Below are 26,198 nucleotides of genomic sequence, written 5' to 3'. Positions count from 1 at the left end.
TAATTCTCCCATTTTAAGATAGTAGTGAGATCATTGAATAAACATAAAAACATCAGTCATGAAACGTATACTAATAAGTGTTGTAATTCTCCTCTTGGGCTTTCAAAGTCTGAAGGCACAGATGAGTTCAAAAAAAACAACCATCGAATTTTCCAATACACAAACCCCACAGGTTAACAATATTTATAGTGTACATGAAGATATTCATGCTGAAGCAAACTATGTTATAACAAAATCTAAAATTGAAGTCCCTATAACTTACGAAACAGATATTAATTATCCTTACGAAAATAATTCGGAGGACCAAATAGATACAATTACATTATACTCCAAATTTTCAGACCAAGGGTTAACAAGCTTACAATCGTTCGCTGTATTTACCGTGGTTAACACTAACGACTTACCTTACAATGAGACTTTAGAAAACACCTATACATTAAGTCCTGAATTTAAAAAACATTTACCTGAAGGATTTAATCCTTACAATGGCATGTTCGAAGACGTTAATTCTAAATCTTTACAACACCCCATTACAGCCAGATAAAAACTTAAACCCTCAATTAATAACCCCAAATCACAGTATTAATTTAAAATTGAGACATTATGAAAACATTCATTTCAATCGCATTATGCCTGTTATGTTATAACAGCATCCGTGCACAAAACACAGACGTCAATAAAACTAACGACAATAAAATAACAGTAACAGCTGTTGAAAAATTAGAAATTCCTGATGTATTTCTATTAGAAAAACACAACTTAGAGATAAAAACGACAGGAACAAACGCCAATTATTTAAACCTGTCTAGCGTTTTAGAAAGCTCTAGATACGTAAGAAAACTACAAACTATCGCTGCGGGCTACGACATTAAAACATCCGAAGTGTATACCAGTCAATACGACAGTGAGAAAAAGCCCATTTATCATATAACTATGAAAACAAAAGAAGGCAGAATTAGAGCTTATTATAATGGTAAAGGTGAAATTAAAAAGGCTTCAGAACGTTACACAAATGTGGCAATCCCAACCTACATTGTAATTAAAATTATGAAAGACTATCCGGATTGGAAGGTTACGAATCAACTGTGTGAAATCGATTATCAGCTTAATAAAGAATCTATAATAACCTATGAAGTTAAACTTATGAAAGGAAACAAAAAGAAAACAATTGATTTAGATGCTAATGGAAATATTATGTAAAAAACCTCAACAATGAGTATCAAACAAAATGTAAAACATAGACAAAAGACTTATAATTTCATTAAGTCCACAGCAGTAAGTGTAATATAAAAAGGCTTTCCCAATATATAGGAAAGCCTTTTTTATATCTTATAATTTATAATCTCACTGCGACTTTACAGCACTGCTATCTGGCATCCTGATTGTGTTTCAACATCAAAGAACACTTAATCATTTAGCTATGTAACTCTGTAATTCAATTATTTTAAAATCTTATTTCTCCAACGATGTTGCTACTTTATGTACAGCATTTATAGTGGTATCTAAATCGGCATACGTTAAAGCATCTGTTATAAACCAAGTTTCGAAAGCACTTGGTGCGATATAAATACCTTGATCCAACATGCCATGGAAAAATATTTTAAAATTTTCATTATTTCCTAAAGCAGACGTTTCAAAATCGACCACAGGCGTTTCAGAAAAATGTACTGAAATCATAGAACCTATTCGGTTTATGGTGTGTACAATTTTATGATCGTTTAATACTTTAGTTATCCCTTTATGTAAATATTCGGTTTTTTCTGCCAAACGATTAAAAATTTCAGCATCGCTTTCTAACGCTTTCAACATCGCCAAACCTGCAGCCATCGCTAACGGATTTCCGCTTAAAGTTCCTGCCTGATACACCGGGCCTAACGGCGCCAGATAATCCATAATGGCTGCATTCGCTGCAAAAGCACCTACTGGCAATCCGCCACCAATTACTTTTCCAAAACATACAATATCTGCTTTTACATTATATAATTCTTGCGCACCTCCTCTAGCCAATCTAAAACCAGTCATAACCTCATCGAACACCAAAAGGATATTATTAGCATCGCATAACGCTCTAAGTTTCTGCAGAAAATCAGCTTGTGGCGGAATACATCCCATATTCCCTGCAACAGGCTCTAAAATAATACACGCGATATCGTCTGGATTCGCTTCAATTATAGATTTTACGTGGTCTATATCGTTATACTTTGCCAATAACGTATCTTGAGCAGTACCTTTAGTAACCCCAGGACTATTCGGGCTTCCAAAAGTTACGGCTCCACTTCCTGCTTGAATTAAAAACGAATCGCTATGCCCATGATAACAGCCTGCAAATTTTATAATTTTTTCTTTTCTGGTATAACCTCTTGCTAAACGCACGGCACTCATACACGCTTCGGTTCCTGAATTTACAAATCGAATTTTATCAATATTCGGAACCATAGACACGGCCAAAGCAGCGATTTCTGTTTCAATTTCTGTAGGTGCTCCAAACGATGTTCCTAATTTTGCTTTTTCAATAATAGCGTCGACAACGGGTTGGTAAGCATGACCCAAAATCATAGGTCCCCAAGAGTTTATATAATCTATAAAGGTGTTATCATCTTCATCAATTAAATACGCACCTTTAGCTTCTTTCATAAAAATAGGAGTTCCTCCTACCGCTTTAAAAGCACGAACTGGCGAGTTTACACCTCCAGGAATTACGCGTTCTGCATTAGCAAATAACGCACTACTTCTTGTATATTTCATTGTAATATTTTTATATTTAGGATTTTACGACCAACTCCTGACCAATAGAAATTGTAGTATCTCGTAATCCATTTAATTTTTGTAGTTCTTGAACCGAAATATTATAGCGTCTAGAAATAGAATACAGCGTATCTCCTTTTACCACATAATGTACATCTTGACTTGTACTTGGTTTACTAACACGTTTTGGTTCATTTCCTGTAACGGCATCGTCGTATGTATACAACTCATAACGCTCTATTATTGCTATTAATTTTTCAGGATATTTTTTATCGGTGGCATAACCTGCAGCACGCAAACCTTTCGCCCAACCTTTATAATCGTCTATATCTAATTCGAATAAGCCCGAATAGCGTTTTCTTTCGGTTAAAAACAAAGAGTGATCGCGGTACGAATATTTTGCATCTTTATATTTTCTGAAACATTCCTGATCTTCATCATCGTCGTGATGAATACTTGCACCCGTCCATTCATGACATTTAATTCCGAAATGATTATTCGCTTCGACAGCTAAACGTCCTTTTCCGGAACCCGATTCTAAAATACCTTGCGCCAATGTAATACTTGCCGGGATTTTGTAGAATTGCATTTCTTCTACAGCAACACCACTATAAACCTGAATATATTCGGCAGTACTACTCACCAAAACAGGCACTACAACTACCTGAGTTTCGGCAGGCGTATCTTCATTCTTAATTTCCGTTTTTGGCTGAGGCGTCTTACGCTGAACGTGTTCTGTTTTGTGTTTCGATTTAGACGATTTATGCTTTCGCTTCCGCGCTCCACAACTAAACAACACACTTACGACTATTAAAAGGATTACAATTTGCTTCATGCATCTATATAATTTGGGGCAATTTCTTTTTTTTCAATTGGGTGTTCATACCTGCAATGCCTTGTAAACCTCCGGTATGAATCATTAAAATTTTGGAATGTTCTGGAAAATATCCTTTTCGGATTAAATCCATAATACCAAATAGTACTTTTCCTGTATATACCGGATCTAGAGAAACGGTATAATCCGATTTAAATTGATTGATAAAACGAACCAAATCGGCATTAATTTTAGCATAACCACCAAAATGATAATCGGTTATCAGCTTCCAATTGGTTTTGGCTACAAACTTACTAATATTGTTTTGTAAAAAGTCACCTTTTAAAGCAGGAAATCCTAAAACAGTTTGATGAGGTTTACTGCTATTTATCAATCCTGAAATGGTTCCTCCAGTCCCAACCGCACAACAAATATAATCGAATTCTGAATCTTGAGGTGTTAATATATGTTCGCACCCTTGTACCGCCAACGTATTTGTACCGCCTTCAGGTATCAAATAAAAGTCACCAAAAGCGACTTGTAAACCTTGAATAAATGCATCTGTTTCTTTATTCCTGTAATCGGCTCTCGTAACAAATTTAAAATCCATACCACAAGATTCGGCAAATTTAAGCGTGGGATTTAAATCGGTTTGCAAAGCCAATTCTTCGCCACGAATAATACCAATGGTTTTAAAACCTGAAACTTTCCCCGCATGGGCCACTGCGGCAATATGATTAGAATATGCACCACCAAACGTTAACAAAGTTGTATGTGCTTCTTCCTTTGCCTTTAAAACATTGTAGTATAATTTTCTGTATTTGTTCCCGCTAACAAACGGATGTATTTCGTCTTCCCGTTTAATAGAGAGACTAATATTATAATCGGCATTTAAAATTATGGCCTGATTATTGATTTGTGAAGTTTTGGGTATAAAAAACATAGTACGTCTAGTGTCTTTAGACTTAGATGTACAAAAGTAAAGGAAAAATTAAAAAGTTAACATGAACTTTTTATTAAAAAAGAGAAAATATCATACTAATTCGTTAATTTTAACCTAAAATCACCCTAAACAAGAAATCTATTAACAAAATTTTAATCGTTTTACTTTCAGTTAATTAGTTTTAATTATCCGAAATGATTAATTTTGCAACCGATAATTTTTAACCTCATATTTATGGCTATTAACTCTACCTATTCAGTTCCTAATGGAACATCTTCTAATCGCACCTCCTCGTTTATAAAATATATGTTTTGCTTTATGCTTTTTGGACTTTTGAGTTTAGAAGGGTTTGGGCAAGGAGCAAGTTATACATGGACAGGAAATGTTAGCACGGACTGGGACGATTCTGGAAATTGGGATGGTCCGGGTAATAAATTCCCTAATAATAATGGAGCGGCAGTTACTATTGGTAATAGCCAAAACAACAATTATCCAGTAATAGATGATCAGACTATTGTTGTTAAGTCTATCTCTATGGATTGGAATGGCAATCTAACTGTGCTAAATGGTGCTATATTAAATGTTTCGAAAGATATGATAATCAATGGTGTACTTACGATAACCAATAGTAGCTTGGACATTGGAGGAGATTTTAGTAGTAATCGTAATTTAACCATTTCAAATAGTACCATAACTGTAACTGATTTCACTTACGAGAGTAGCGGATCTAATAATATGTCATTAGGAAGCTCTGTATTGGATGCAACTGGAAACATTACAATAAATAGACCGTTAACATCAAGTATTAATTCAATTATTAAAGCCACAAACTTTACATTAACAGCTTCTGGTGGTAGTCAGTGGGATTTAGATAATACTCAAGTATTTATTACAGGAAAATTTAAATCTGAAAGAATTGTTAATATTAAAAATTCTAGTAATATTGAAACTTCAAACTTTGAACTCACTAGGTCAGGACAGTCAACAGTAAACATCTATGATAAATGTACTCTTACTGTGAAAAATAATCTAAGTATGGATAATTTTATGACAATTTATGATGGCGGTAGTTTAATCCAATTAAAAGAAGGGGTGGATTCAAATATAATAGGGAATAGTTATACCAATCCATTTACTGTTGAACGCATAGCCACCATAGCACGCAACACAGATTACGTCTACTGGGCATCACCAGTACAAGGCTTTTCAGTTGATAATATTGGTAGTACATCACACCGTTACGAATGGCAACCTACTGTAGAAAATAACGACACATATTTAAGCGATTTTGGCAACTGGAAAAAAGCTACAGGAACAATGACACCTGGTCAAGGGTACATTGTTAGAGGATTTCCAACAATTAACGGTGCAAGTGAAAATGAATACACTCAAAGATTTCAAAATCAAAAACCAAACAATGGACTAATTTCAATACCTGTTTTTCATGGGGGTTACGATAAAGGAACTTACAATGAATATGACTCAGGAAATTCTGGCCCATCAACCACAAAAATATCTAATGAAGACGACAACTGGAATTTAATAGGAAACCCATATCCTTCTGCCATTAGCATTGAAAAATTCTTAACAGAAAATGAAGATGTTTTAGAAGGCGGTGTGCGTATTTGGACACATGGTTCTGCTATTAGCACAGAACATGATGACCCATTTTACCAAGATTTTGTATACAACTATTCTTCATCAGATTATTTCACTCATACCGCTACAGGCCCAAGTACTTTTGGTGAATTTTCTGGTTACATCGCTTCAGGGCAAGGATTTTTTGTGACAGTTATTCACAATGATTACGACAAGGATAATGAGAAAGCTGAATTTAATGTAAACTTCACCAATGCCATGCGCCAATTAGAATCAGACTATGATAATGCTGATTTTTACAGAACAGATGAAGCCTCACAAAAATCACGTATTTGGTTAAGCTTATCGGCAAACGAAACAAAAAGCTCTAACTCTATGCTATTAGGATATATAAACGGAGCAACTATAGAAAAGGACAATATTTACGATGCTGTAATTATGGATTACAATATCATGAGTATACACTCTTTAATAAATGAAGAGCCTATGGTAATTCAAGGGCGTCCCTTACCATTTGTGAACTCAGACGAAGTGCCTTTAGGAGTTATCTTAAAAGATAAAGATTTATATACTATTGGTATCAGCCAAGTAGACGGTTTGTTCGAAGAAGGTCAAGATATCTATTTAGAAGACACCTACGAAAATATTACTCACGATCTTAGAAAATCGCCTTACCAATTTGCAGCAGAAGCAGGAACGTTTAACGACCGTTTTGTGCTACGTTACCAAGCCAATAAATTAGATGTAGAGGATGCTGTTATAAATACTAATTTCAAAATTATAGCAACTAGAGATTTCATAAAAGTGAGTAGCACAACAAGTACAGTGAACAGCATTGTTGTATACGATGTATTAGGTCGTGTGTTATATCAAGCAAATAAATTAAATGCTGCTGAGGTAAAACTAGATCAGTTTAAACCAACCAACAGTCCGTTAATTGTAAAGGCAACGTTGTCTAACGGAACAGAAAAAGCACAGAAGGTTATTTATTAGGTGTTAGGTGTTAGGTGTTAGGTAAAAATAACCATGAACAACTCACTAATATCCAAGTGTTATTAAAAACGTTCGTCACCCTGAACTCGTTTCAGGGTCGCATTTGAGTAAGATAATCACTGTTATGTGATACCGAAACAAGTTCGGCATGACGTTGTATCATAATACAAACTTGAACTAAAAACACCCATCACCCTGAACTCGTTTCAGGGTCGCATTCGAGTAAGGTAAACACTGTTATGCGAAACTGAAACAAGTTCGGCAGGACGTTGTATCATAATAAAAACATGAACTAAAAACGCTCGTCACCCTGAATTCAGTTCAGGGTCACATACGAGTAAGAAGACTACTGCTATGTAATACCGAAACAAGTTCGGCATGACGTTGTATCATAATACAAACTTGAACTAAAAACACCCGTCACCCTGAACTCGTTTCAGGGTCTCATTCGAGTAGGTAAACACCGTAAAAACCACTAACAATTCACTATTTTATAGACTTCAAAAAAGAAAATCGAGACCTTGACTGTAAATAGTTAAGGTCTTTTTCGTTGGCATAGGCTTCACGTTCAAAAGAAATATGTTTATAAGCCATCCTCCTGTTTTTATATTGAGCCAAACGGAGCAAGAATTCTAAAGCATACCAGATATAAAAAGGCAATACCAAAAGTTCCAATTGCTGTTTTAAATGAATACGCTCGTGGTTTACTAAAACCAAATTCGTTTTCATTTTCGAATCTCTTAAAAACATAAACGGGTACAGAGTAATTCCCTGAAAGCCTTTTGGTATGATATATTTTGAAATTAAAATCATACAATTGCGGGTTCAAAAATCAATCCAATTTACACTATCTTTGAAAAACATGAAAAAAATAATTCCTGTAGAAGAAGGCGATTACTATTTAACCCCAGAAGGGTATCGCTGTTTTACCGCACAATACCATCTTAAAAGAGGCTATTGTTGCAAAAGTGGTTGCAGACATTGCCCGTACGGTTACGATAAAAAAACGGATTCGTTTAAAAAGTAATATGTAAAACTACTATATATTATGAAAACAAAATTTGATCAGCAAACTCTCAAATCAAGCGGAATCGAGATCGAGCCTAAAGGCTTTTAACTAGGCTCAAACTGACCATTTTAATAATTAAGAGTAAACACATATACAATGGATAATCTTTTAATGACCTATAGAAATAAAGTAGCGAATACCCATCACCGAGTGGATATTCGGTATCCATAGCGTTTTAATTTTAATTAATGAATTAAAACTAAAAACGCTAAAATTCAAACTATAATGACATTTAAAGCACAAATCCTAGAAGGTATTCCAAAACAGTTACCTGAACCTCAAGCTTACGACACCACAATAAATCACGCACCAAAGCGTAAAAACATATTAACGACTGAAGAACGCAAATTAGCATTAAGAAATGCGTTGCGTTATTTTGATGCATCTCAGCATAAAGAGCTTCTTGAAGAGTTTAAAAACGAGCTAGACACTTACGGTCGTATCTACATGTATCGCCTACGACCGACTTATAAGATGTATGCCAGACCGATTAATGAGTATCCTGCGAAGTGCGAACAAGCTGCAGCGATTATGCTCATGATTCAGAATAATTTAGATTATGCTGTGGCGCAGCACCCACATGAACTCATTACCTATGGCGGAAATGGTGCTGTATTTTCTAACTGGGCGCAATATCGCCTAACCATGAAATACCTTGCCGAGATGAACGACGCCCAAACCTTAGCGATGTATTCCGGGCACCCGATGGGACTATTCCCATCTCATAAAGATGCTCCAAGAGTTGTAGTGACTAACGGCATGATGATTCCTAATTATTCCAAACCCGACGATTGGGAGAAATTCAATGCCATTGGCGTCACCCAATACGGACAAATGACTGCCGGTAGTTTTATGTACATCGGCCCGCAAGGGATTGTTCACGGCACAACCATTACGGTATTAAACGGCTTTCGGAAAATAAAAAAAGAACCACAAGGCGGATTATTCGTCACCTCTGGCTTAGGAGGCATGTCTGGCGCGCAACCCAAAGCTGGAAATATTGCAGGTTGCATAACAGTTTGTGCCGAAGTCAATGAAAAAGCGGTAAAAACAAGACATTCTCAAGGTTGGGTAGATGAAGTGATTTCCGATCTTAAATTACTTGTGGTCCGTGTAAAAGAAGCACAGGATAATAAAGAAACAGTGTCCATTGCATACCACGGAAATGTAGTAGATATCTGGGAAACCTTCGATACTGAAAACATTCACATCGATTTAGGAAGCGACCAAACTTCGCTTCATAATCCTTGGGCAGGTGGCTATTACCCAGCAGATTTATCTTTTGAAGATGCAAATATTATGATGTCTGAAAACCCTGGATTGTTTAAAGAAAAGATTCAAGGCACCTTACGTCGTCATGCAGATGCTATTAATAAACACACAGCCAAAGGCACCTATTTTTTCGATTATGGAAATGCCTTTTTACTAGAAGCCTCGCGTGCAGGAGCAGATATTATGGCAGAAAATGGTATCGATTTCAGGTACTCGAGCTATGTGCAAGATATTATGGGCCCTATGTGTTTCGACTATGGTTTCGGACCGTTCCGTTGGGTTTGTGCTTCAGGAAAACCAGAAGATTTAGAAAAAACAGATGCTATCGCTTGTAAAGTTTTAGAAGGAATTAAGACCAACTCACCTGAAGAAATTCAGCAACAAATGGCTGATAATATTCAGTGGATAAAAGGCGCTCAAGAAAACAAATTAGTAGTTGGATCTCAAGCACGAATTTTATATGCCGATGCCGAAGGACGTATGAAAATTGCGGAAGCTTTTAATGAAGCCATAAAAAATAATGAAATTGGAACTATAATTTTAGGACGCGACCATCACGATGTTTCTGGAACCGATTCTCCGTATAGAGAAACCTCTAATATTTACGATGGTTCTCGCTTTACTGCAGACATGGCGATACAGAATGTAATTGGCGATAGTTTTAGAGGTGCGACCTGGGTAAGCATCCATAACGGAGGCGGTGTTGGCTGGGGAGAAGTGATCAACGGAGGTTTTGGCATGGTTCTTGACGGTAGTAAAGACGCTTCTAGACGGTTGAAATCCATGTTGTTCTGGGATGTGAATAACGGAATCGCAAGACGAAGTTGGGCTAGAAACGAAGAAGCATTATTTGCAATTAAACGTGCAATGGAAGTAGAACCTAATTTAAAAGTAACCCTTCCAAATATGGTGGACGATAATTTAATCAACAACCTTTAAACTAAAAACACATGAAAAAATTCTTAAAATTTGCACCTGCGTTATTAATTCTTTTAGTGGTAAGCGCTTGTAGTTCTATAAAAGTAGCTTCAGATTACGAAAAAGGAACGTCGTTTGATACATTTAAAACATATGCGTTTTACAAAACCGGAATTGATAAAGCCGAAATTAGTGATTTAGATAAAAAACGTATTTTACGTGCTATCGAAGCCCAAATGACTGCTAAAGGTTATGTAAAATCTGAGACTCCGGATATATTAGTCAGTATTTTTACAAAAGCAAGAGAACAAGTAAACGTATATAATAACAATATGGGCTGGGGCCCTTATGGTTACGGTTGGGGTTGGAGTCCATACTATTACAACGATTTTAACAACACTTCAATAACAAGCTCTACAGAAGGTACTTTATTTATAGACCTTATAGATGCAAAGAAACAAGAACTGGTTTGGCAAGGTGTAGGTTCAGGATATTTAAATCAGAACATGAACAAAAAAGACGAGCGTATTAATGAGTTTGTAGCTCAGATTTTAGCAAGTTACCCGCCAGAACCTAAAAAATAATATTTTCCCTGAAAAAGAAAATTAGTGCTAGGAACCTAGAAATGGGTTCCTTTTTTTATGCTCAATTTTGAATAGAACTTTAAGTTTAATTCATAATTTAATTTACTCACGTCCACCTACTCTATGTCCTTCCTAACTAGACTTTAACATTATCATCAGCTAAATTTCATTATCTTACCCTAATAGTGTCCTAAACAATTAGTCTCTTTTCCCAAAAAGATTTACCGCTGTTCACTTTATAGAATTACTTGTGCTAAGGGAAGTACTTTTTCTAAATAAGTTAAATTTTGTTTATTGGGTTGGCCTATCGAAAATTTATCGTAAAATTTGAAGTGAAAGTATCGTAAAATTTAAAGCTGTTTGAGCTAAACGAATGAATCAATATTATTGAATTTTAGTAGCGAGTTCTTTAAATTTAGATGGTGAACGAAAAATTTAGATAAAAGTTCGTAAGCCTAGATTTTTTTGGTTCGTTTTTTTATCAATGAAAAAAATGAACATATAATATTATTTAGAACACGATTGACCTTACTCTAAGCAACTTGTAAAATAATGCAGAACAATACAATACCATCTAATCCTATTTTAAAGCGTTTACCAAAACACTTACAGCAGTTTATAAAGCCACAAAATTACGATGATTATACGGCTATAAATCAAGCCGTATGGCGGTATGTTATGCGTAAAAATGTAGATTATTTAAGTACGGTTGCACATAAATCGTATTTAGACGGACTAAAACAAACTGGGATATCCATTGAAAGCATTCCTAATATGTACGGTATGAACCGTATTTTAAAAGATATTGGTTGGGCCGCTGTTGCTGTAGATGGCTTTATCCCTCCAAATGCATTTATGGAATTTCAGGCGTATAACGTCTTGGTTATTGCAAGCGACATCAGACAATTAGAACATCTAGAATATACACCTGCCCCAGATATTATTCACGAAGGTGCAGGCCACGCTCCTATTATTGCGAATCCAGAATATGCGGAATATTTAAGACGTTTTGGAGAGATTGGTTGTAAAGCAATTTCGTCGGCTAAAGATTTCGAATTGTACGAAGCCGTAAGACACTTATCTATCATTAAAGAGGCTCATGGTTCTCTAGAAACAGATATTATTAAAGCAGAACAAAAGGTTGAGGTGCTTCAGCAAAACATGGGGGAACCAAGCGAAATGGCACTAATAAGAAACCTGCATTGGTGGACTGTAGAATATGGCTTAATTGGTAGTATTAGTGATCCTAAAATTTATGGTGCAGGATTACTATCATCTATAGGCGAAAGTGCTTGGTGTATGACTAATGAAGTCAAGAAAGTTCCTTATACTATTGAAGCTCTACATCAAAATTTCGATATTACGAAGCCACAACCTCAACTGTATGTCACTCCAGATTTTGCACATTTAAGTTTAGTATTAGAAGAATTTGCCAATACTATGGCATTGAGAACAGGCGGATTAAATGGTATTCAGAAGTTGATTGATTCAAAAGCAATAGGCACTATTGAACTGAGTACAGGTATTCAAATTTCTGGTGTTTTTGATACTGTTTTAGAGGCCAATAATCAACCCATTTATTTTCAGACAACGAACGAAACGGCTTTAGGTTATAGAGACAAAGAATTAGTTGGACATGGTGTTAAGAATCACCCAAAAGGCTTTGGCTCTCCTATTGGGAAGTTAAAAGGCATAAATTTAGCCATTGAAGATATGAGTCCCCGTGATTTAAACGCCTACGATATTTACGAAGGAAAAATAGTTACTTTAGAGTTTAAAAACAACCTTGTTGTTCGTGGCGAAATCATTACGGGAAAACGCAATTTACAAGGAAAGATTATTTTAATCAGTTTTAAAAATTGTACCGTTTCTCATCAAGAAACTATACTTTTTAGTCCTGATTGTGGTCATTTTGATATGGCTGTGGGTAAATCTATTGTCTCTGCTTATTCTGGTCCGGCCGATTTTAAAAGCTTCAATCTTATTACGCATACACAAACGCATCAAACTATAAAAGCTAAAAAAACCATAGAGAATATTGCTTTAGAGAAATTGTATCAAAACGTTAGAAACTATCGAGAAGGAAAAAACAAGACGGTTTCACTTTCTGAAATTTTGAAGTCACTAAAAGAAAATTATTCTAGCGATTGGTTACTAACTGTAGAATTGTATGAACTCGCTCATCAATCTAACAACCTTATTTTAAAAGAAGATATCCTAACTCGTTTACAAGAACTGAAACAGAATAGACCAGAAATTAAACATTTAATTAATGGCGGCTTACAGATTATCAATAACACTATTTAAACATAACTTAGGTCGTTTTAAAGCTATTCAATACGGCTTTCGTAAAAGTACTCAAAACTAAAGTTCCGCTTATTTTTGCACGTTCTGCAAGTAAATTATCCCAATGCTCCGTGTTTTGCCACATCACAACTTTCATGGCTTTAACGGCGTCTGGATTGTACGTTTTAAGTTTCTGAACCAATGTTTTAGTAGCTTCAATTAATGCGCTTTTAGAATCTAAAACATCTGCATATAATCCTTTTTGTTTTGCCCATTGAGCATCGTAAAACTGCTCTGCATTAATAGTCATTTCAGACATCGCTGTCATTCCAATTTTTCGACTCACAGCGGGCTCTATAACAAAAGGCCCGATGCCAATACTCAATTCACTTAATTTAATAGAAGCGTGTTGTGTTGCCAAACAATAGTCGGCTGCAGCAGCTATGCCAACCCCGCCTCCAACAGCTTTACCTTGTACTGCACAAACAATAAATTTAGGACACTTACGCATCGCATTAATAACATTTGCGAAACCAGAGAAAAACAATTGTCCTTGGGCTTCCGTCTCAATACCAATTAATTCATTAAAACTTGCACCTGCACAAAACGTTCTATCTCCTCCACTTTGTAAAACCACAACCTGTACATCGTTATTTTTACCAGCCAAATTAATGGCTTTTTCTAACTTAGAAAGTAGTGCGCTAGGTAATGCATTATGTGACGGATTGTGAAATGTAATGGTACTTATGCCGTCTTCTACGACTTGTTTTACGAAGGGTTGTTCCATGTTTTAATCAGCAAAATATTGAAAATCGAAGATACAGAAATTTTTAAGTTGGGTATTGATAAGCTTTCATTTATCTAAGAAAACTCGTATTTTTATAAAAAAAGTCATGGGTTTACTCGATTTTTTATTCAGAAAGCAAAAACGCGATATTCAATATTTCAAGTCTAAAGGTGCCATTATTTTAGATGTTCGCTCTAGAAGGGAATACAAAAAAGGTCATATTATTGGATCGGAAAATGTACCAATAGCAGATTTACATCAAAAAGTAATACTACTAAAAACCACTAAAAAACCTTTTATTGTGTGCTGTGCCAGCGGTGTTAGATCTGCAAAAGCTGTGAAATTTTTACTTATAAACGGTATTGAAGCCACAAACGGCGGAAGTTACCAGACTCTAAAAAGGTTACTATAATTCTAAATCTTGCAATGTTTCCTCGGCTGTAATTGGCGTATTATTATATTGCAATGTCCAACCTAAAGAATTGGTTAATATATAAAACTTTGCAAGTTCACTAATTAATCTGTTTTTTGAATTTTTCTTAAATTCTGAAGCCGCTACTTTTTTCATTAAAGAGGCTTTTACCTTATTCTTAATCTTATTATAATCTTTTGCTTCAAACTGATTTAAAAAATCGGCTTGTATATCATAATACTCAAATTCGGGACTAATTTTAATTTCTTCATCTGGAATGTACGTGATATTTAATATTTTATTCACCTCATCGATATCGTAGGTAATTTTACTTAAATCGTAAGATATGGTAACATCAGCATTTACAACAACCAAGGCTTTTTTTTCTGCACTAACTAAATACGGGAATACTTCCTTAGAATCTTTGTAGGTAAACACCTCGCTAAAATGACCTTCTGTAACAACTAATTTACCAACGTTTTTAATCTGCTCTTGAATTAACATCGAACTTTGTAAAAGTTCAGAATCGTCGTCTGTCTTTGGATTACAATATTTAAACGTGAAGAAAAATGCTATTGCGATAAGGACTCCAAAAGTTATATTTCGCATCAATTTATTTTTTAATTAAAGGTATAAAATATGTTGAGTAACACGACACTTTTAGGCATTAAAAAAGCATCAACTCCTTGTTCACATACTTCATGCTTCATGACGTTGATACTTCTTAACAGACTGATTAATAGCACTGCTAAATTATATATTATTTAAACAATTGGCGATTCTTTTAGATGATTGACATGAAAATTAGACATAAAGTGAAATAATCGAAAGTTTCACAATAAATTCTTACAAAGAAAAAGAAATCCAATCTATTTTTTTCTGAATATTAGTAATTTTCTTATTTAAATCCTTAAGAAATTTCTGATGATTCTCAGAAAATTCGTTGAAAGGTTTGTGTTTTAATCCGCTTTGAATAACATGTACGTCTTTCATAATTGGAACTGTTGTAGACGCAAACCAAGAGGCTTGAAATTTCTCCCAAATATAATCGACAGCCATTTGATTAGGATGAATTAAATCGGCCGCATAAAAGCGATAATCGCGAAGCTCGTCCATCATAATTTCATAAGACGGAAAATAATGTAATTGATGTGTTTCTGAATCATCTAAAAGCTGATGGATTGCAGATATTAAATGTGATTTACTTCGAGTGTTTTCGACAAAACCATCTTTTGTATGTCGAATAGGTGAAACCGTAAAAACCACATGAACATTTGGATTTACTGAAGCAATTAAGCGCAACATCTGTTGTAACGATTGTGCAATCTCTGCACTGCTCAACAATTCCTTTTTAAAAGCTTTTTGTGGCACTTTATGACAATTTGCAACAATAGTATTGGATGCTAAATTTCTGTACACCCAAGCTGTCCCTAGAGTAATTACAATATGTGTACTGGTATCCAAAAACTGTTTAGTCTGTTTTAAAGCTGAATTTAATCCGTTTAAAACTTGTGCCTTATCTAATCCGCTTAATTTAGAATGTGCTTCGAAACAATGCCAAACCTCATCCTGAGAAAACAGATCAATATCTGTATAAATTTTTCCATTAACGGCATGACTTATTAAGCGTTCTATCGCTTTAGGCTGAAACAAAACACCAAACGGATTTTGAAGATTTTGAAATTTAAAATAATCGAACTTTTCACCTATGTTTTCTACAAAACAAGATCCCAATAACAACACCTTAGACTGATAATCGATTTGATTTTCGGTTTGCTGTTGTATTGGGATCTCGGTAAAAAATTTCATATGTTATGGATTAACAACATAATTTTTTGCAGCGACTAAAGCTTCTGCAATACCTTCTGGCTTCTTACCTCCAGCTGTAGCAAAAAACGGCTGTCCGCCACCGCCTCCTTGTATATATTTTCCTAATTCGCGCACTACTTGCCCGGCGTTTAGTTTATGGCTAGCGACTAATTCTTTAGAAATATAACATGATAAGAGCGCTTTTCCGTCCTGTTCTGTTCCAAAAACTAGAAATGCATTTTCTAAAGTCCCACCTAACTCAAAAGATAAATCTTTAATTCCTGAAGCATCTAAATCGACTTGCTTTGCTAAAAACTGAATACCATTAATGGTTTCTACTTCGTTTTTAAGCTCGCCTTTAACATTTTTTGCTTTTTCTTTTAAAAGTACTTCTACTTGTTTTTTCAGACTTGAGTTTTCATCTTGTAAATTCTGAAGTGCTTTAATAGGCTCTTGAGCATTATTAAGCAATTCTTTCATTTCAAAATAAATCTTACTATTATCTGTATAAAAATCTCTTACAGAATCATTTGTAATCGCTTCAATTCTACGAATTCCTGAAGCTACAGCACTTTCCGAAGTGATTTTAAAATGCCAAAGATCGGCTGTGTTTTTTACGTGAGTTCCTCCACAAAGTTCTATAGATTTACCGAAACGAATAGCACGAACAGTATCTCCATATTTTTCTCCAAAGAGCGCCATTGCGCCTTCGTCTATTGCTTTTTGCATTGGAATATTACGTTGTTCTTGTAAAGGCAATTTACCTTCTATACGTGCATTTACAAAATCTTCTATATCGTTTAATTGCTCATTCGTAACTTTCGAAAAATGAGAAAAGTCGAAACGTAAATGTTTAGAATGTACAGCAGATCCTTTTTGCTCTACATGCTCTCCTAAAATTTCGCGAAGTCCTTGATGCAATAAATGTGTTGCGGTATGATTACTAGACGTTCTGCTACGTTGTTTCTCATCGACACCCGCTTTTAAAACATCGTTTAAATCTTCAGGAAGTTCCTTCACTAAATGATACACAACATTATTTTCTTTTTTGGTATCTAAAACATAAGTGACGTTCCCATTAGGCGACTCTATATATCCTTTATCTCCTACTTGCCCTCCGCCTTCTGGATAAAAAGGTGTAAGATTAAATACTAGTTGATACATTGTTCCATCTTTTTTAGAGACCACTTTTCTGTAACGTGTAATTCTCACAGGAGCTTCTAAAGTATCGTAACCTACAAATTCCTGAACAGCATCTTCGATTAAAATAGTCCAATCGCCTGTAGACATTTCACTTGCCGAACGCGATCTTGATTTTTGTTTTTCCATGGCAACATGAAAACCAGCTTCGTCTAATTCTAATCCTTTTTCTCGAAGTATTAAAGACGTTAAATCTATTGGAAATCCATAAGTATCATATAATTCGAATGCTTTTTCTCCAGAAATCACTGTTGTGGAGGCATGATCGATAATACCATTTAAAAGCACTAAACCTTGATCTAATGTTCTTAAAAAAGACATCTCTTCTTCTTTAATTACGTTTTGAATCAGTTGTTTTTGAGATTTTAATTCAGGGAAAGCATCTCCCATTTTATTAATAAGCACATTTATTAGTCTGTAAATAAATGGTTCTTTTTGATCTAAAAATGTAAAACTATAACGTACAGCACGACGTAAAATTCTACGGATTACGTAACCTGCTCCAGTATTACTTGGTAATTGTCCGTCTGCGATTGAAAATGCTACAGCACGCACGTGATCTGAAATGACACGAATCGCAACATCTACTTTTTCATCTTTACCATAAGTCGTTTTAGAAATCGTTTCAATTTCACGGATAATTGGGGTAAACACATCGGTATCGTAATTAGACTGTACACCTTGCATAACCATACATAAACGTTCGAACCCCATACCTGTATCGATATGTTTATTTGGAAGAGCTTCTAAACTACCGTTGGCTTTACGATTGTATTGCATAAATACCAAGTTCCAAATTTCGACAACTTGCGGATGATCTGCATTAACTAATGTTTTTCCGTCGACTTTAGCTTTTTCTTCAGCCGATCGAATATCTACATGAATTTCACTACAAGGTCCGCATGGTCCTTGATCTCCCATTTCCCAAAAGTTATCTTTTTTGTTTCCTAGCAAGATGCGATCTTCAGAAACAATTTCTTTCCAAAAATCGTATGCTTCTTGATCCATTGGCGTACCATCAGCCTCGTCTCCCTCAAAAACAGTTACATATAAAATATCTTTATCTATACCATATACATCAATTAACAACTCCCAACACCAAGCAATAGCTTCTTTTTTAAAATAATCGCCAAAACTCCAGTTCCCAAGCATTTCAAATAAAGTATGATGGTACGTATCGTAACCTACTTCCTCTAAATCGTTATGCTTTCCAGAAACGCGTAAACATTTTTGCGAATCGGTTAACCTGGTATTTTTAGGTACAGCTTGCCCTAAAAAGTATTCTTTAAATGGAGCCATTCCCGAATTAACAAACATTAACGTAGGATCGTTTTTTAAAACCATAGGTGCAGAAGGCACAATGGTATGACCCTTACTTTTGAAAAATTCTAAATATTTAGCGCGAACGTCTTGAGATTTCATAATATATGTAACAAAATGTTATTAAATTGACTACTTTTAAGAGGTCGTTTTTCGGTTTTAAAGTGCAAATATATTGTTAAATAAAGGTTTGCTTGAATCTAGTCGTAAAATATTCTCATTAGTTTTTTAAATTTGCAAAGAAAATATTTTTGTAGGTTTGTCAGAATACCCTTGATTTAACACCATGTTTAATCTTTATAATTGCAAAAATAGTATAAATTAGATAATGAGTAAGGTAAAATATTATTATGATCCTGAGACGCTTTCCTATCGTAAAATAGAGCGTAAAAAACGAAATACGTTTAAGTTTATCCTAGGATTTATAACGGCTGCTGCATTATTCGGATTTTTAACCATTTTTATCACAAGTCATTTTGTTGAATCGCCACAAGAGAAAGCCTTAAAGCGCGAATTAGTAAATATGCAATTGCATTATGATATGCTAAACAAAAAGATGGATGAAGCCTCTGAAGTTTTAGCCAGTTTAGAAGATCGAGACAACAATATATACCGTATTTATTTTGAAGCGAACCCCATTCCTGAAGAACAACGTAAAGCAGGTTTTGGAGGTATAAACCGATATAAAGGATTAGAAGGTTACGACAATTCTAAACTTATAGTTGAAAGCAATAAAAAACTAGATATTCTTCAGAAACAAATTGTAGTGCAATCTAAATCCTTAGACGAAATTGCAATATTAGCAGAAGACAAAGAAAAATTATTAGCAGCTATTCCAGCAATCCAACCTGTAAATAATGTCGATCTAACTCGAATTGCTTCAGGATATGGTTATAGAACAGATCCGTTTACAAAAGCTCGTAAATTTCATTATGGAATGGATTTCACCGCACCAAGAGGAACTCCCGTATATGCAACTGGTGATGGTGTTGTAATTCGTGCCGATAATCAATCTACTGGTTATGGAAATCATATTAGAATAGACCATGGCTATGGCTATGTGAGTTTATATGCTCACCTTTACAAATACAATGTCAAGAAAAATCAGAAAGTAGAACGCGGAGATCTAATCGGATTTGTAGGAAGTACAGGCCGGTCTGAAGCACCTCATTTGCACTATGAAATTTTTAAAGATGACGAACGCATCAACCCAACAAATTTCTATTATGGCAGTTTAACTCCCGAAGAATACAATAGTCTTTTAGAGAAAGCTTCTTTAGAAAATCAATCATTAGATTAATGCATATAGATTTACCCGAAAAACGCTATTATGGTATTGGCGAAGTCGCCAAAGCATTCAATGTTAATGCCTCTTTAATCCGCTTTTGGGAAAAAGAATTCGATGTGCTTAAGCCTAAAAAAAACGCTAAAGGCAACAGGAAATTTACACCTGAGGATATAAAAAATCTAAAATTAATTTATCATTTAGTTAAAGAACGAGGATTTACGCTAGACGGCGCAAAAACTCATTTAAAGGAAGAAAAAAAGAAAACTTTAACTAACTTTGACATTATAGATAAATTGGAGGATATAAAAAACCAACTTATCAGAATTAAAAATCAACTATAAAAAACTAACAATCATGAAAAAATGGTTAATTCCTGTAATTATTGTTGCAGTTATTGTAATAGGATTCTACAAATGGGGTGTAGGATTTAACAACTCAGCTGTAAGACTTAATGAAAATGTAAGTGAAGCTTGGGGTAATGTACAAACGTCCTACCAACGTAGAAACGACCTTATTGGAAATCTTGTAAAAACAGTTCAAGGTGCTGCAGATTTTGAAAGATCGACGTTAACGGATGTTATTGAAGCGCGTGCAAAAGCAACTTCTACAACAATTAACCCGGAAAATATAACACCAGAACAATTAAAACAATTTAATGACGCTCAAGGTGGATTAAGTAGTGCTTTATCTCGATTATTAGTTTCGGTAGAACGCTATCCTGACTTGAAATCCAATCAGAATTTCTTAAAACTTCAAGACGAATTAACAAGTACTGAAAACACGATTCAAACTGCGAGAGTACGTTATAACGAAGCTATTAAGCCTTATAACAATCACGTAAAAACATTCCCTAATTCTTTATTAGCAGGATTCTTGAACTTCGATGCCAAGCCGTATTTCGATGCTGAAGCGGGTGCAGAAAAACCAGTAGATGTTGAATTCGATTTCAATAAAAAATAATGGATTCTAAAGTAGAAAAATTTCTTAGTCAAAAAGAAGAGAACGAGATTGTTGAAGCTATTCGTGTGGCCGAAAAACAAACATCTGGTGAAATCCGAATTCATATAGAAAAGACTACTTCCATAGACGTTTACGAACGTGCTTTGGAAGTTTTCCTTGCTCTAAAAATGAATAATACAAAACTCCAAAACGGAGTACTTATTTATGTTGCTGTAGAAGATAAAACTTTTGTTATTTACGGTGACAAAGGCATAAACGATGTGGTTGACAATAATTTCTGGGACGCTACAAAAGATGTGATCCAATCTCATTTTAAACAAGGTAAATTTAAAGAAGGCCTTATTGAAGGTGTACTAAGAGCAGGAAAAGAGCTTCAAGCTAATTTCCCTTGGGACGCTTCAGACATTAACGAATTACCTAACGAAATTTCAAACGGATAGATCGTGCAAAAATTAAAAAACACTTGGTTATTTACCTGTATATGTATTACATTTTGTTTCACACAATTAGCTACAGCTCAATTTGAGATTCCTGCTAAACCAGAAATTCAAACCAGTGTTTACGATTATATCAATTTATTAACGCCAGCAGAAAAAAGTGCCCTCGAAACTAAACTTGTAAAGTACTCCGATACAACTTCTACACAAATTGTGGTTGCCATTATCGCGTCCACAAAGGGTGAAAACATTGGATTATTGGCTCCTAAATGGGCCCAAGAATGGGGCATTGGCCAAGCAAAAGAAGACAATGGTGTTTTTATATTATTAGCCAAAGACGATCGTAAAATATGGATTGCTCCAGGCTACGGTGTAGAAAACCGACTTACCGCTGGTATTGTAGGCGAAATTACAAGAGATGTGATTATTCCCGAGTTTAAAACAGGGAGTTTTTACGTAGGATTAAACAAAGGTTCTGATGCTATTTTTCAGCTCCTTATGGGGGAATATCAGGGTTCTAGACAAAGTGCTAAACCAGATAATTTTCCTTCAGGTAAGATCATCTTTATGATCGTTATTTTCATAATTTTCATTATAGCTATTTCTAAAAACAAACGCGGTGGCGGCGGAAATGGCAACAACCGTAGACCAACAAGCATCTTAGACGCTATTATTTTAAGCAATATGGGCCGTGGTAGTTTTGGTGGAGGCTTTGGATCTTCTAGTGGCGGCGGTTTTGGCGGCGGCGGCGGTTTTGGTGGAGGCTTCGGTGGCGGTGGTTTTAGTGGTGGTGGAGCTGGCGGGAGCTGGTAACTCATTATCAAATATTCAATTTTTCATGTCTTATTTTTTATTAATCTGATTTCTATTCAGTTCATAGCTTTATGCTTTTTTGTTTTGTCTTTTTTTGGCTAACTTTAAAATAAAAATGCTGTGAAGTGCCATCCTCATCACTATTTTTTCGAGGTTAATTTTCTATTTCATAGCTAAATCGTACTAGTCATTTTTTTATTTCTAGTAAACAACACTTCATACTATGAAAAAACACACCAAACTTATAATCAGTATTTTAGTATTAATTCTTGTGATGAGTATACAATTAATAGCTGATTTTCTAACTCGAATTACAGGCTTGGATTTTTCCATCTTGACTACCCAAAAATCAAATCTCTTTATAGCTGCTTCTGCTTGGGTAATCATAGTCGTTTTACGCTTACTAAAAACAAGATTCTTAAGACATTACGACATCTCTGAAGAAGATAACTTACATTCACGAAAAATATACACACAGTTTAATATCTTAGAAAAGGTTCTTATTTTTATAATAATTATTTCGGCTATAGGATTTATTTTACTGTCTTTTGATGGCATCCGAAAAATCGGTATGGGGCTTTTTGCTTCAGCTGGAATAGCGGGAATTATACTGGGTTTATCGGCACAAAAAGTTGTAGGTGCTTTGTTTGCAGGAATCCAAATTGCGATTACGCAACCGTTCAGAATTGACGATGCCGTTGTTGTTGAAGGGGAATGGGGCTGGATTGAAGAAATAAATCTCACCTATGTGGTTATTCGCATTTGGGATAAAAGACGATTAGTTTTACCATCTACCTATTTCTTAGAAAAACCTTTCCAAAATTGGACTAGAAATAACGCAGACATTATGGGAACCATATTTTTATACACAGACTACAATATTCCTTTTGATGATCTAAGAACTGAACTTACACGCCTTTTAAAAGCTAGTGATTTGTGGGATGGAAAAGTAAACGTGCTACAAGTTACAGAATCTAAAGAAACTACCGTAGAATCTAGAATTCTAGTGAGTGCTAAAAATTCTCCTATGGCTTGGGATTTACGTGTTCATATACGCGAAAAGATGATAGTATATATTCAAAAAAACTATCCAGATAGCCTACCGAGAACACGTTTTGTTTTGGAAAACAAGGCATCCTAAAAACGATATATTTATTAATTAGCTCGACCTTTTTTAATTATAATCTCAATCAAATAGAATACTGAGGTTATTAAACAAATTTGAGACACCTTAAACTTAACTTTTTGTGCCTAGACTATTAAATTTCCAACTAAAGCCAATTAAAAAATACTGTTGCAATACATTACTTTCACTATCCTGAATATAATCTTCGTTTACAATACGACGGGCATTTGTATTCTGGTTTAAAATATCGTAAGCCTTCAAGGTTATGTACCCTGTATCTTTTAACAAAGAATAGGACAACGTACTATTCCATAACCATGAACTTTTTTGAAACCCGTCTGAAATATTCGAGTTGTAATTGAAATTAATATTGTTTCGCCACTCGAAGTTATTAGGCAAATACAAAGCGGTATTTAATCTTAAATTATGAATGGTAAAAGCGGTATCGTCAAAACTTTCTAAACTATAAGTCCCTTTAGAGAATTTCGTAGAATAAAAAGATTCAAGCTCTATAATGTCTGTTATTTCATAAACTAAACCGATTGAAGGTTCCAATGCACGCACCGTACTAGTATATTCAACATCATTATTGAAATTGACATTACGCTGCAAATTAGGACGCATACCTGCAACTACTTTAAGATTGGAAATAGAATCTAATCTTATTTTTTGAGACACATTCAACATCATATATAAATTATATGAGCCATCTACATTTGCATAGGTAGTTGTTTTAACCAAATTCTCGTCGATAATGGACTTAGCCACAACTTTATTATCTAAAACACTCATGTTTACATACCCGAAAAATCCAAAGCGCTTATTAAAATTATTAGTATTAAATCTCGCATTTAGTCTGTGGTTTTCAGTCACCTCTAAGGCAGGATTACCTTTAATTATGTGTAATGGATTACTAATATCAACATAAGGTTGAAGTTCTGCAATTGACGGTGCTTCATTTCTTAACCTATAATCCAAACGAAAAGACATTTTAGATTTTATATTATAACCCAATCGAGACCCTATTCTTACCTGTGCAAAATCTTGATCAAAATTTAGCCATGGACGCAACGCATCTTTAGACGATAAATTTATAAAGTCGTAACCCAACTCTGCTCTAAAAGACCATCTATCACCACGGTATCTCACACCTACTTCTGGTGTAGATGTTATATTTTCATTCGTGAAATCTGTACTTTGATCGAAATTAAAATCGGAGTAATCTTGTTCTGATTCATTATAATCATACGTAGCCAATTTACTCTCTGTTAAGGTACCGTTATAGTTATACTCTACATCTAAAGACATTTTATCTTCAATTAGTGGCATCCTAAACCGTACAGAAGAATTAGATTGAGTTTCTGAAAGGTCCCCATCTTCATATTGATTTCTAATATCATCACTAGGGTCATTACCATAATAATTAGTTTCTGAAAGTAAATACTTATCGGAATCACTATTTTTCAGTTCACCACCCATTTCAAAACGAATAAAACTACCTTTCTCTCCAATACGTTTTGTTGCACGTAAATCGGCCGAAAACTCATCAGCCTCACCCACACTGTTAATCTTACTTACAGATTCGTTTGTTAGCTCTTGATCGGCATTAAAAGATTCCTCTCCACTTAACCAATTACCTGTGGTTTTATTAGCTTCAAACCGAGATCGTAAAGAAATCATTAAAGTTGGATCTAACTCGGTTTCGTAGGATATATTCGCCCTATGCCCTTCGTTTGTTTTTAAATTACTAGATTCTTCGGCAGTATAATACTTGGTATCAGGAAGAAATATTTCTTTATCTACTTTTTGTTTCTCATCAGAATCGCTTCTTGCATAAAAATAGTCGGCATTAAATTCCTTATTTTTAGAAGGAGAATCGTTATAATTTGCCCCAATATTCTTTGATGTTATAATTCCATTACCACTACCACTAAATGCTCTGCTTCCACCACGACCAAAAGTATCGTTCAGTTCTGAATTACTAAAACCTGGCGCGTTTATATTATTCCCTCCTGCTAATATACTCACTCGGCGTGTATCGTTAAATCGATTATAGATACCTGACATTTCATAGCGACCATCAGTACCTCCTGCGGCAGATAACCTTCCGAATTGCCCTTTATTCTTATCTTCTTCAATCGTTAAATTAATCGTTTTACTTTCTTGTTCTCCAGCTTCTCCAGCGAAAGCTTCATCTCTAGTTTTTGTATCCACGATTTGAATCTTCTTAATCATATCCTTAGTTAAGTTTTTAGTCGCAATGGAGGGATCGTCTCCAAAAAAGGATTTTCCATTTACCAAAACATTATCAACTTCAACTCCATTTACAGTAATAATTCCATTTTCATCGATTTCTACCCCTGGTAAAACTTTTAAAACATCTTCAACATTGGCATCTTTCTTTGTTTTAAAGGACTTAACATTATATTCTAAAGTATCTGTCTTAAATGTAATAGGAGCTGTCGATTTTATTAAAATCTCATCTAGAGTATTATCTTCTGTTTCTAATAAAAGAGCTGGTAATTGAATCTGATCAGACGACATTTCTATAACCTTCGCATATGTTTTATACCCCAAATACGTCATAAAAATATTTAAACGATCGTCTGGTGATTTGCCTTCAATTTTAAACTCACCCTTTTCATTGGTTATGCCATAAGCTACTAGTGAACTATCTTGAATACGCTCTAAATACACCGTTGCAGCTTCCAAAGGTTCATTAACATCTGCAGCAATTAAGACTCCTGAAATTTCAAATTTTTTGGATTGTGCATGTAAAAAAGTGGATAGCAAAAATAAAAATGCAATGAAAATATATTTCAT

General features: G+C 34.7%; 23 protein-coding genes. 14 read left to right on the top strand and 9 right to left on the bottom strand.

The window, feature by feature from the left end:
* The first annotated feature begins 58 nt into the window (after positions 1 to 58).
* Complete coding sequence (locus R6X41_RS02160; RefSeq protein ID WP_318497014.1) at positions 59 to 544, top strand: hypothetical protein; 486 nt, start codon at positions 59 to 61, stop codon at positions 542 to 544.
* Positions 545 to 603: 59 nt separating this feature from the next.
* The gene (locus R6X41_RS02155; RefSeq protein ID WP_318497013.1) at positions 604 to 1,200 is read left to right on the top strand and encodes a hypothetical protein; all 597 of its coding nucleotides are present in this window, start codon (positions 604 to 606) and stop codon (positions 1,198 to 1,200) included.
* Between the two features lie 252 nt (positions 1,201 to 1,452).
* Here the strand turns inward: R6X41_RS02155 and hemL are convergent, their stop codons facing one another.
* From hemL to R6X41_RS02140, 3 genes are read right to left on the bottom strand one after another with little or no spacing between them, the layout of a single operon-like run.
* Entirely contained in the window at positions 1,453 to 2,745 is a 1,293-nt protein-coding gene (gene hemL, locus R6X41_RS02150) for a glutamate-1-semialdehyde 2,1-aminomutase (protein WP_318497012.1), read from the bottom strand.
* 16 nt (positions 2,746 to 2,761) lie between these two features.
* Complete coding sequence (locus R6X41_RS02145) at positions 2,762 to 3,580, bottom strand: glucosaminidase domain-containing protein (protein ID WP_318497011.1); 819 nt, start codon at positions 3,578 to 3,580, stop codon at positions 2,762 to 2,764.
* Positions 3,581 to 3,584: 4 nt separating this feature from the next.
* Positions 3,585 to 4,502, bottom strand: coding sequence for a 1-aminocyclopropane-1-carboxylate deaminase/D-cysteine desulfhydrase (locus R6X41_RS02140; RefSeq protein WP_318497010.1), 918 nt, complete (start codon positions 4,500 to 4,502; stop codon positions 3,585 to 3,587).
* 234 nt (positions 4,503 to 4,736) lie between these two features.
* Here R6X41_RS02140 and R6X41_RS02135 point away from each other — a divergent pair, with 234 nt between their 5' ends.
* Positions 4,737 to 7,094, top strand: coding sequence for a DUF8693 domain-containing protein (locus R6X41_RS02135; protein WP_318497009.1), 2,358 nt, complete (start codon positions 4,737 to 4,739; stop codon positions 7,092 to 7,094).
* Between the two features lie 486 nt (positions 7,095 to 7,580).
* Here R6X41_RS02135 and R6X41_RS02130 read toward each other — a convergent pair whose 3' ends face one another.
* Entirely contained in the window at positions 7,581 to 7,907 is a 327-nt protein-coding gene (locus tag R6X41_RS02130; RefSeq protein WP_318497008.1) for a hypothetical protein, read from the bottom strand.
* Positions 7,908 to 7,956: 49 nt separating this feature from the next.
* On the opposite strand from R6X41_RS02130, the gene R6X41_RS02125 reads away from it, so the two are divergent.
* The 4 genes from R6X41_RS02125 (at position 7,957) to R6X41_RS02110 (ending at position 13,244) form a co-directional block, all read left to right on the top strand.
* Positions 7,957 to 8,121: a C1orf53 family protein gene (locus R6X41_RS02125; RefSeq protein WP_318497007.1), complete on the top strand. Its 165-nt coding sequence runs from the start codon at positions 7,957 to 7,959 to the stop codon at positions 8,119 to 8,121.
* A 267-nt stretch (positions 8,122 to 8,388) separates the two neighbouring features.
* Positions 8,389 to 10,374: a urocanate hydratase gene (hutU, locus tag R6X41_RS02120; RefSeq protein WP_318497006.1), complete on the top strand. Its 1,986-nt coding sequence runs from the start codon at positions 8,389 to 8,391 to the stop codon at positions 10,372 to 10,374.
* A gap of 11 nt (positions 10,375 to 10,385) precedes the next feature.
* Positions 10,386 to 10,937 (top strand): DUF4136 domain-containing protein, encoded by a 552-nt coding sequence (locus R6X41_RS02115; RefSeq protein WP_318497005.1) that lies wholly within the window; start codon positions 10,386 to 10,388, stop codon positions 10,935 to 10,937.
* 552 nt (positions 10,938 to 11,489) lie between these two features.
* Entirely contained in the window at positions 11,490 to 13,244 is a 1,755-nt protein-coding gene (locus R6X41_RS02110; protein WP_318497004.1) for an aromatic amino acid hydroxylase, read from the top strand.
* Positions 13,245 to 13,251: 7 nt separating this feature from the next.
* Here the strand turns inward: R6X41_RS02110 and R6X41_RS02105 are convergent, their stop codons facing one another.
* Positions 13,252 to 14,010: an enoyl-CoA hydratase/isomerase family protein gene (locus tag R6X41_RS02105; protein WP_318497003.1), complete on the bottom strand. Its 759-nt coding sequence runs from the start codon at positions 14,008 to 14,010 to the stop codon at positions 13,252 to 13,254.
* Between the two features lie 106 nt (positions 14,011 to 14,116).
* On the opposite strand from R6X41_RS02105, the gene R6X41_RS02100 reads away from it, so the two are divergent.
* Complete coding sequence (locus tag R6X41_RS02100; RefSeq protein ID WP_318497002.1) at positions 14,117 to 14,422, top strand: rhodanese-like domain-containing protein; 306 nt, start codon at positions 14,117 to 14,119, stop codon at positions 14,420 to 14,422.
* Here R6X41_RS02100 and R6X41_RS02095 read toward each other — a convergent pair.
* The 3 genes from R6X41_RS02095 to alaS form a co-directional block, all read right to left on the bottom strand.
* The gene (locus tag R6X41_RS02095; protein WP_318497001.1) at positions 14,417 to 15,031 is read right to left on the bottom strand and encodes a DUF4230 domain-containing protein; all 615 of its coding nucleotides are present in this window, start codon (positions 15,029 to 15,031) and stop codon (positions 14,417 to 14,419) included. The two genes, R6X41_RS02100 and R6X41_RS02095, sit on opposite strands and share 6 nt — an antisense overlap.
* Positions 15,032 to 15,268: 237 nt before the next feature.
* A complete protein-coding gene (locus R6X41_RS02090; protein ID WP_318497000.1) occupies positions 15,269 to 16,231 on the bottom strand; it encodes a GSCFA domain-containing protein in 963 nt (320 codons plus the stop codon).
* 3 nt (positions 16,232 to 16,234) lie between these two features.
* Positions 16,235 to 18,853 (bottom strand): alanine--tRNA ligase, encoded by a 2,619-nt coding sequence (gene alaS, locus R6X41_RS02085; protein WP_318496999.1) that lies wholly within the window; start codon positions 18,851 to 18,853, stop codon positions 16,235 to 16,237.
* Between the two features lie 226 nt (positions 18,854 to 19,079).
* Between alaS and R6X41_RS02080 the strand changes: the two genes are divergently transcribed.
* The 6 genes from R6X41_RS02080 to R6X41_RS02055 all read left to right on the top strand — a co-directional run bounded on the left by R6X41_RS02080 (position 19,080) and on the right by R6X41_RS02055 (position 23,390).
* On the top strand, positions 19,080 to 20,051 hold the full coding sequence (locus R6X41_RS02080) for a M23 family metallopeptidase (RefSeq protein WP_318496998.1): 972 nt from the start codon (positions 19,080 to 19,082) through the stop codon (positions 20,049 to 20,051).
* The gene (locus R6X41_RS02075; protein ID WP_318496997.1) at positions 20,051 to 20,380 is read left to right on the top strand and encodes a MerR family transcriptional regulator; all 330 of its coding nucleotides are present in this window, start codon (positions 20,051 to 20,053) and stop codon (positions 20,378 to 20,380) included. The genes R6X41_RS02080 and R6X41_RS02075 overlap by 1 nt, the downstream gene beginning before the upstream one ends.
* 13 nt (positions 20,381 to 20,393) lie before the next feature.
* On the top strand, positions 20,394 to 20,999 hold the full coding sequence (locus tag R6X41_RS02070) for a LemA family protein (protein ID WP_318496996.1): 606 nt from the start codon (positions 20,394 to 20,396) through the stop codon (positions 20,997 to 20,999).
* Entirely contained in the window at positions 20,999 to 21,439 is a 441-nt protein-coding gene (locus tag R6X41_RS02065; protein ID WP_318496995.1) for a TPM domain-containing protein, read from the top strand. The genes R6X41_RS02070 and R6X41_RS02065 overlap by 1 nt, the downstream gene beginning before the upstream one ends.
* 3 nt (positions 21,440 to 21,442) lie before the next feature.
* The gene (locus R6X41_RS02060) at positions 21,443 to 22,249 is read left to right on the top strand and encodes a TPM domain-containing protein (protein WP_318496994.1); all 807 of its coding nucleotides are present in this window, start codon (positions 21,443 to 21,445) and stop codon (positions 22,247 to 22,249) included.
* Positions 22,250 to 22,472: 223 nt separating this feature from the next.
* Positions 22,473 to 23,390 (top strand): mechanosensitive ion channel family protein, encoded by a 918-nt coding sequence (locus tag R6X41_RS02055; protein ID WP_318496993.1) that lies wholly within the window; start codon positions 22,473 to 22,475, stop codon positions 23,388 to 23,390.
* Positions 23,391 to 23,486: 96 nt separating this feature from the next.
* Here R6X41_RS02055 and R6X41_RS02050 read toward each other — a convergent pair whose 3' ends face one another.
* Entirely contained in the window at positions 23,487 to 26,198 is a 2,712-nt protein-coding gene (locus tag R6X41_RS02050) for an outer membrane beta-barrel protein (protein WP_318496992.1), read from the bottom strand.

It is taken from the genome of Formosa sejongensis (assembly GCF_033447105.1).
In the GTDB taxonomy this organism is placed as follows: Bacteria; Bacteroidota; Bacteroidia; order Flavobacteriales; family Flavobacteriaceae; genus Formosa.
The sequence above is the reverse complement of the archived record's forward strand: the minus strand, read 5'-3'. Positions and strand labels throughout refer to the sequence as shown.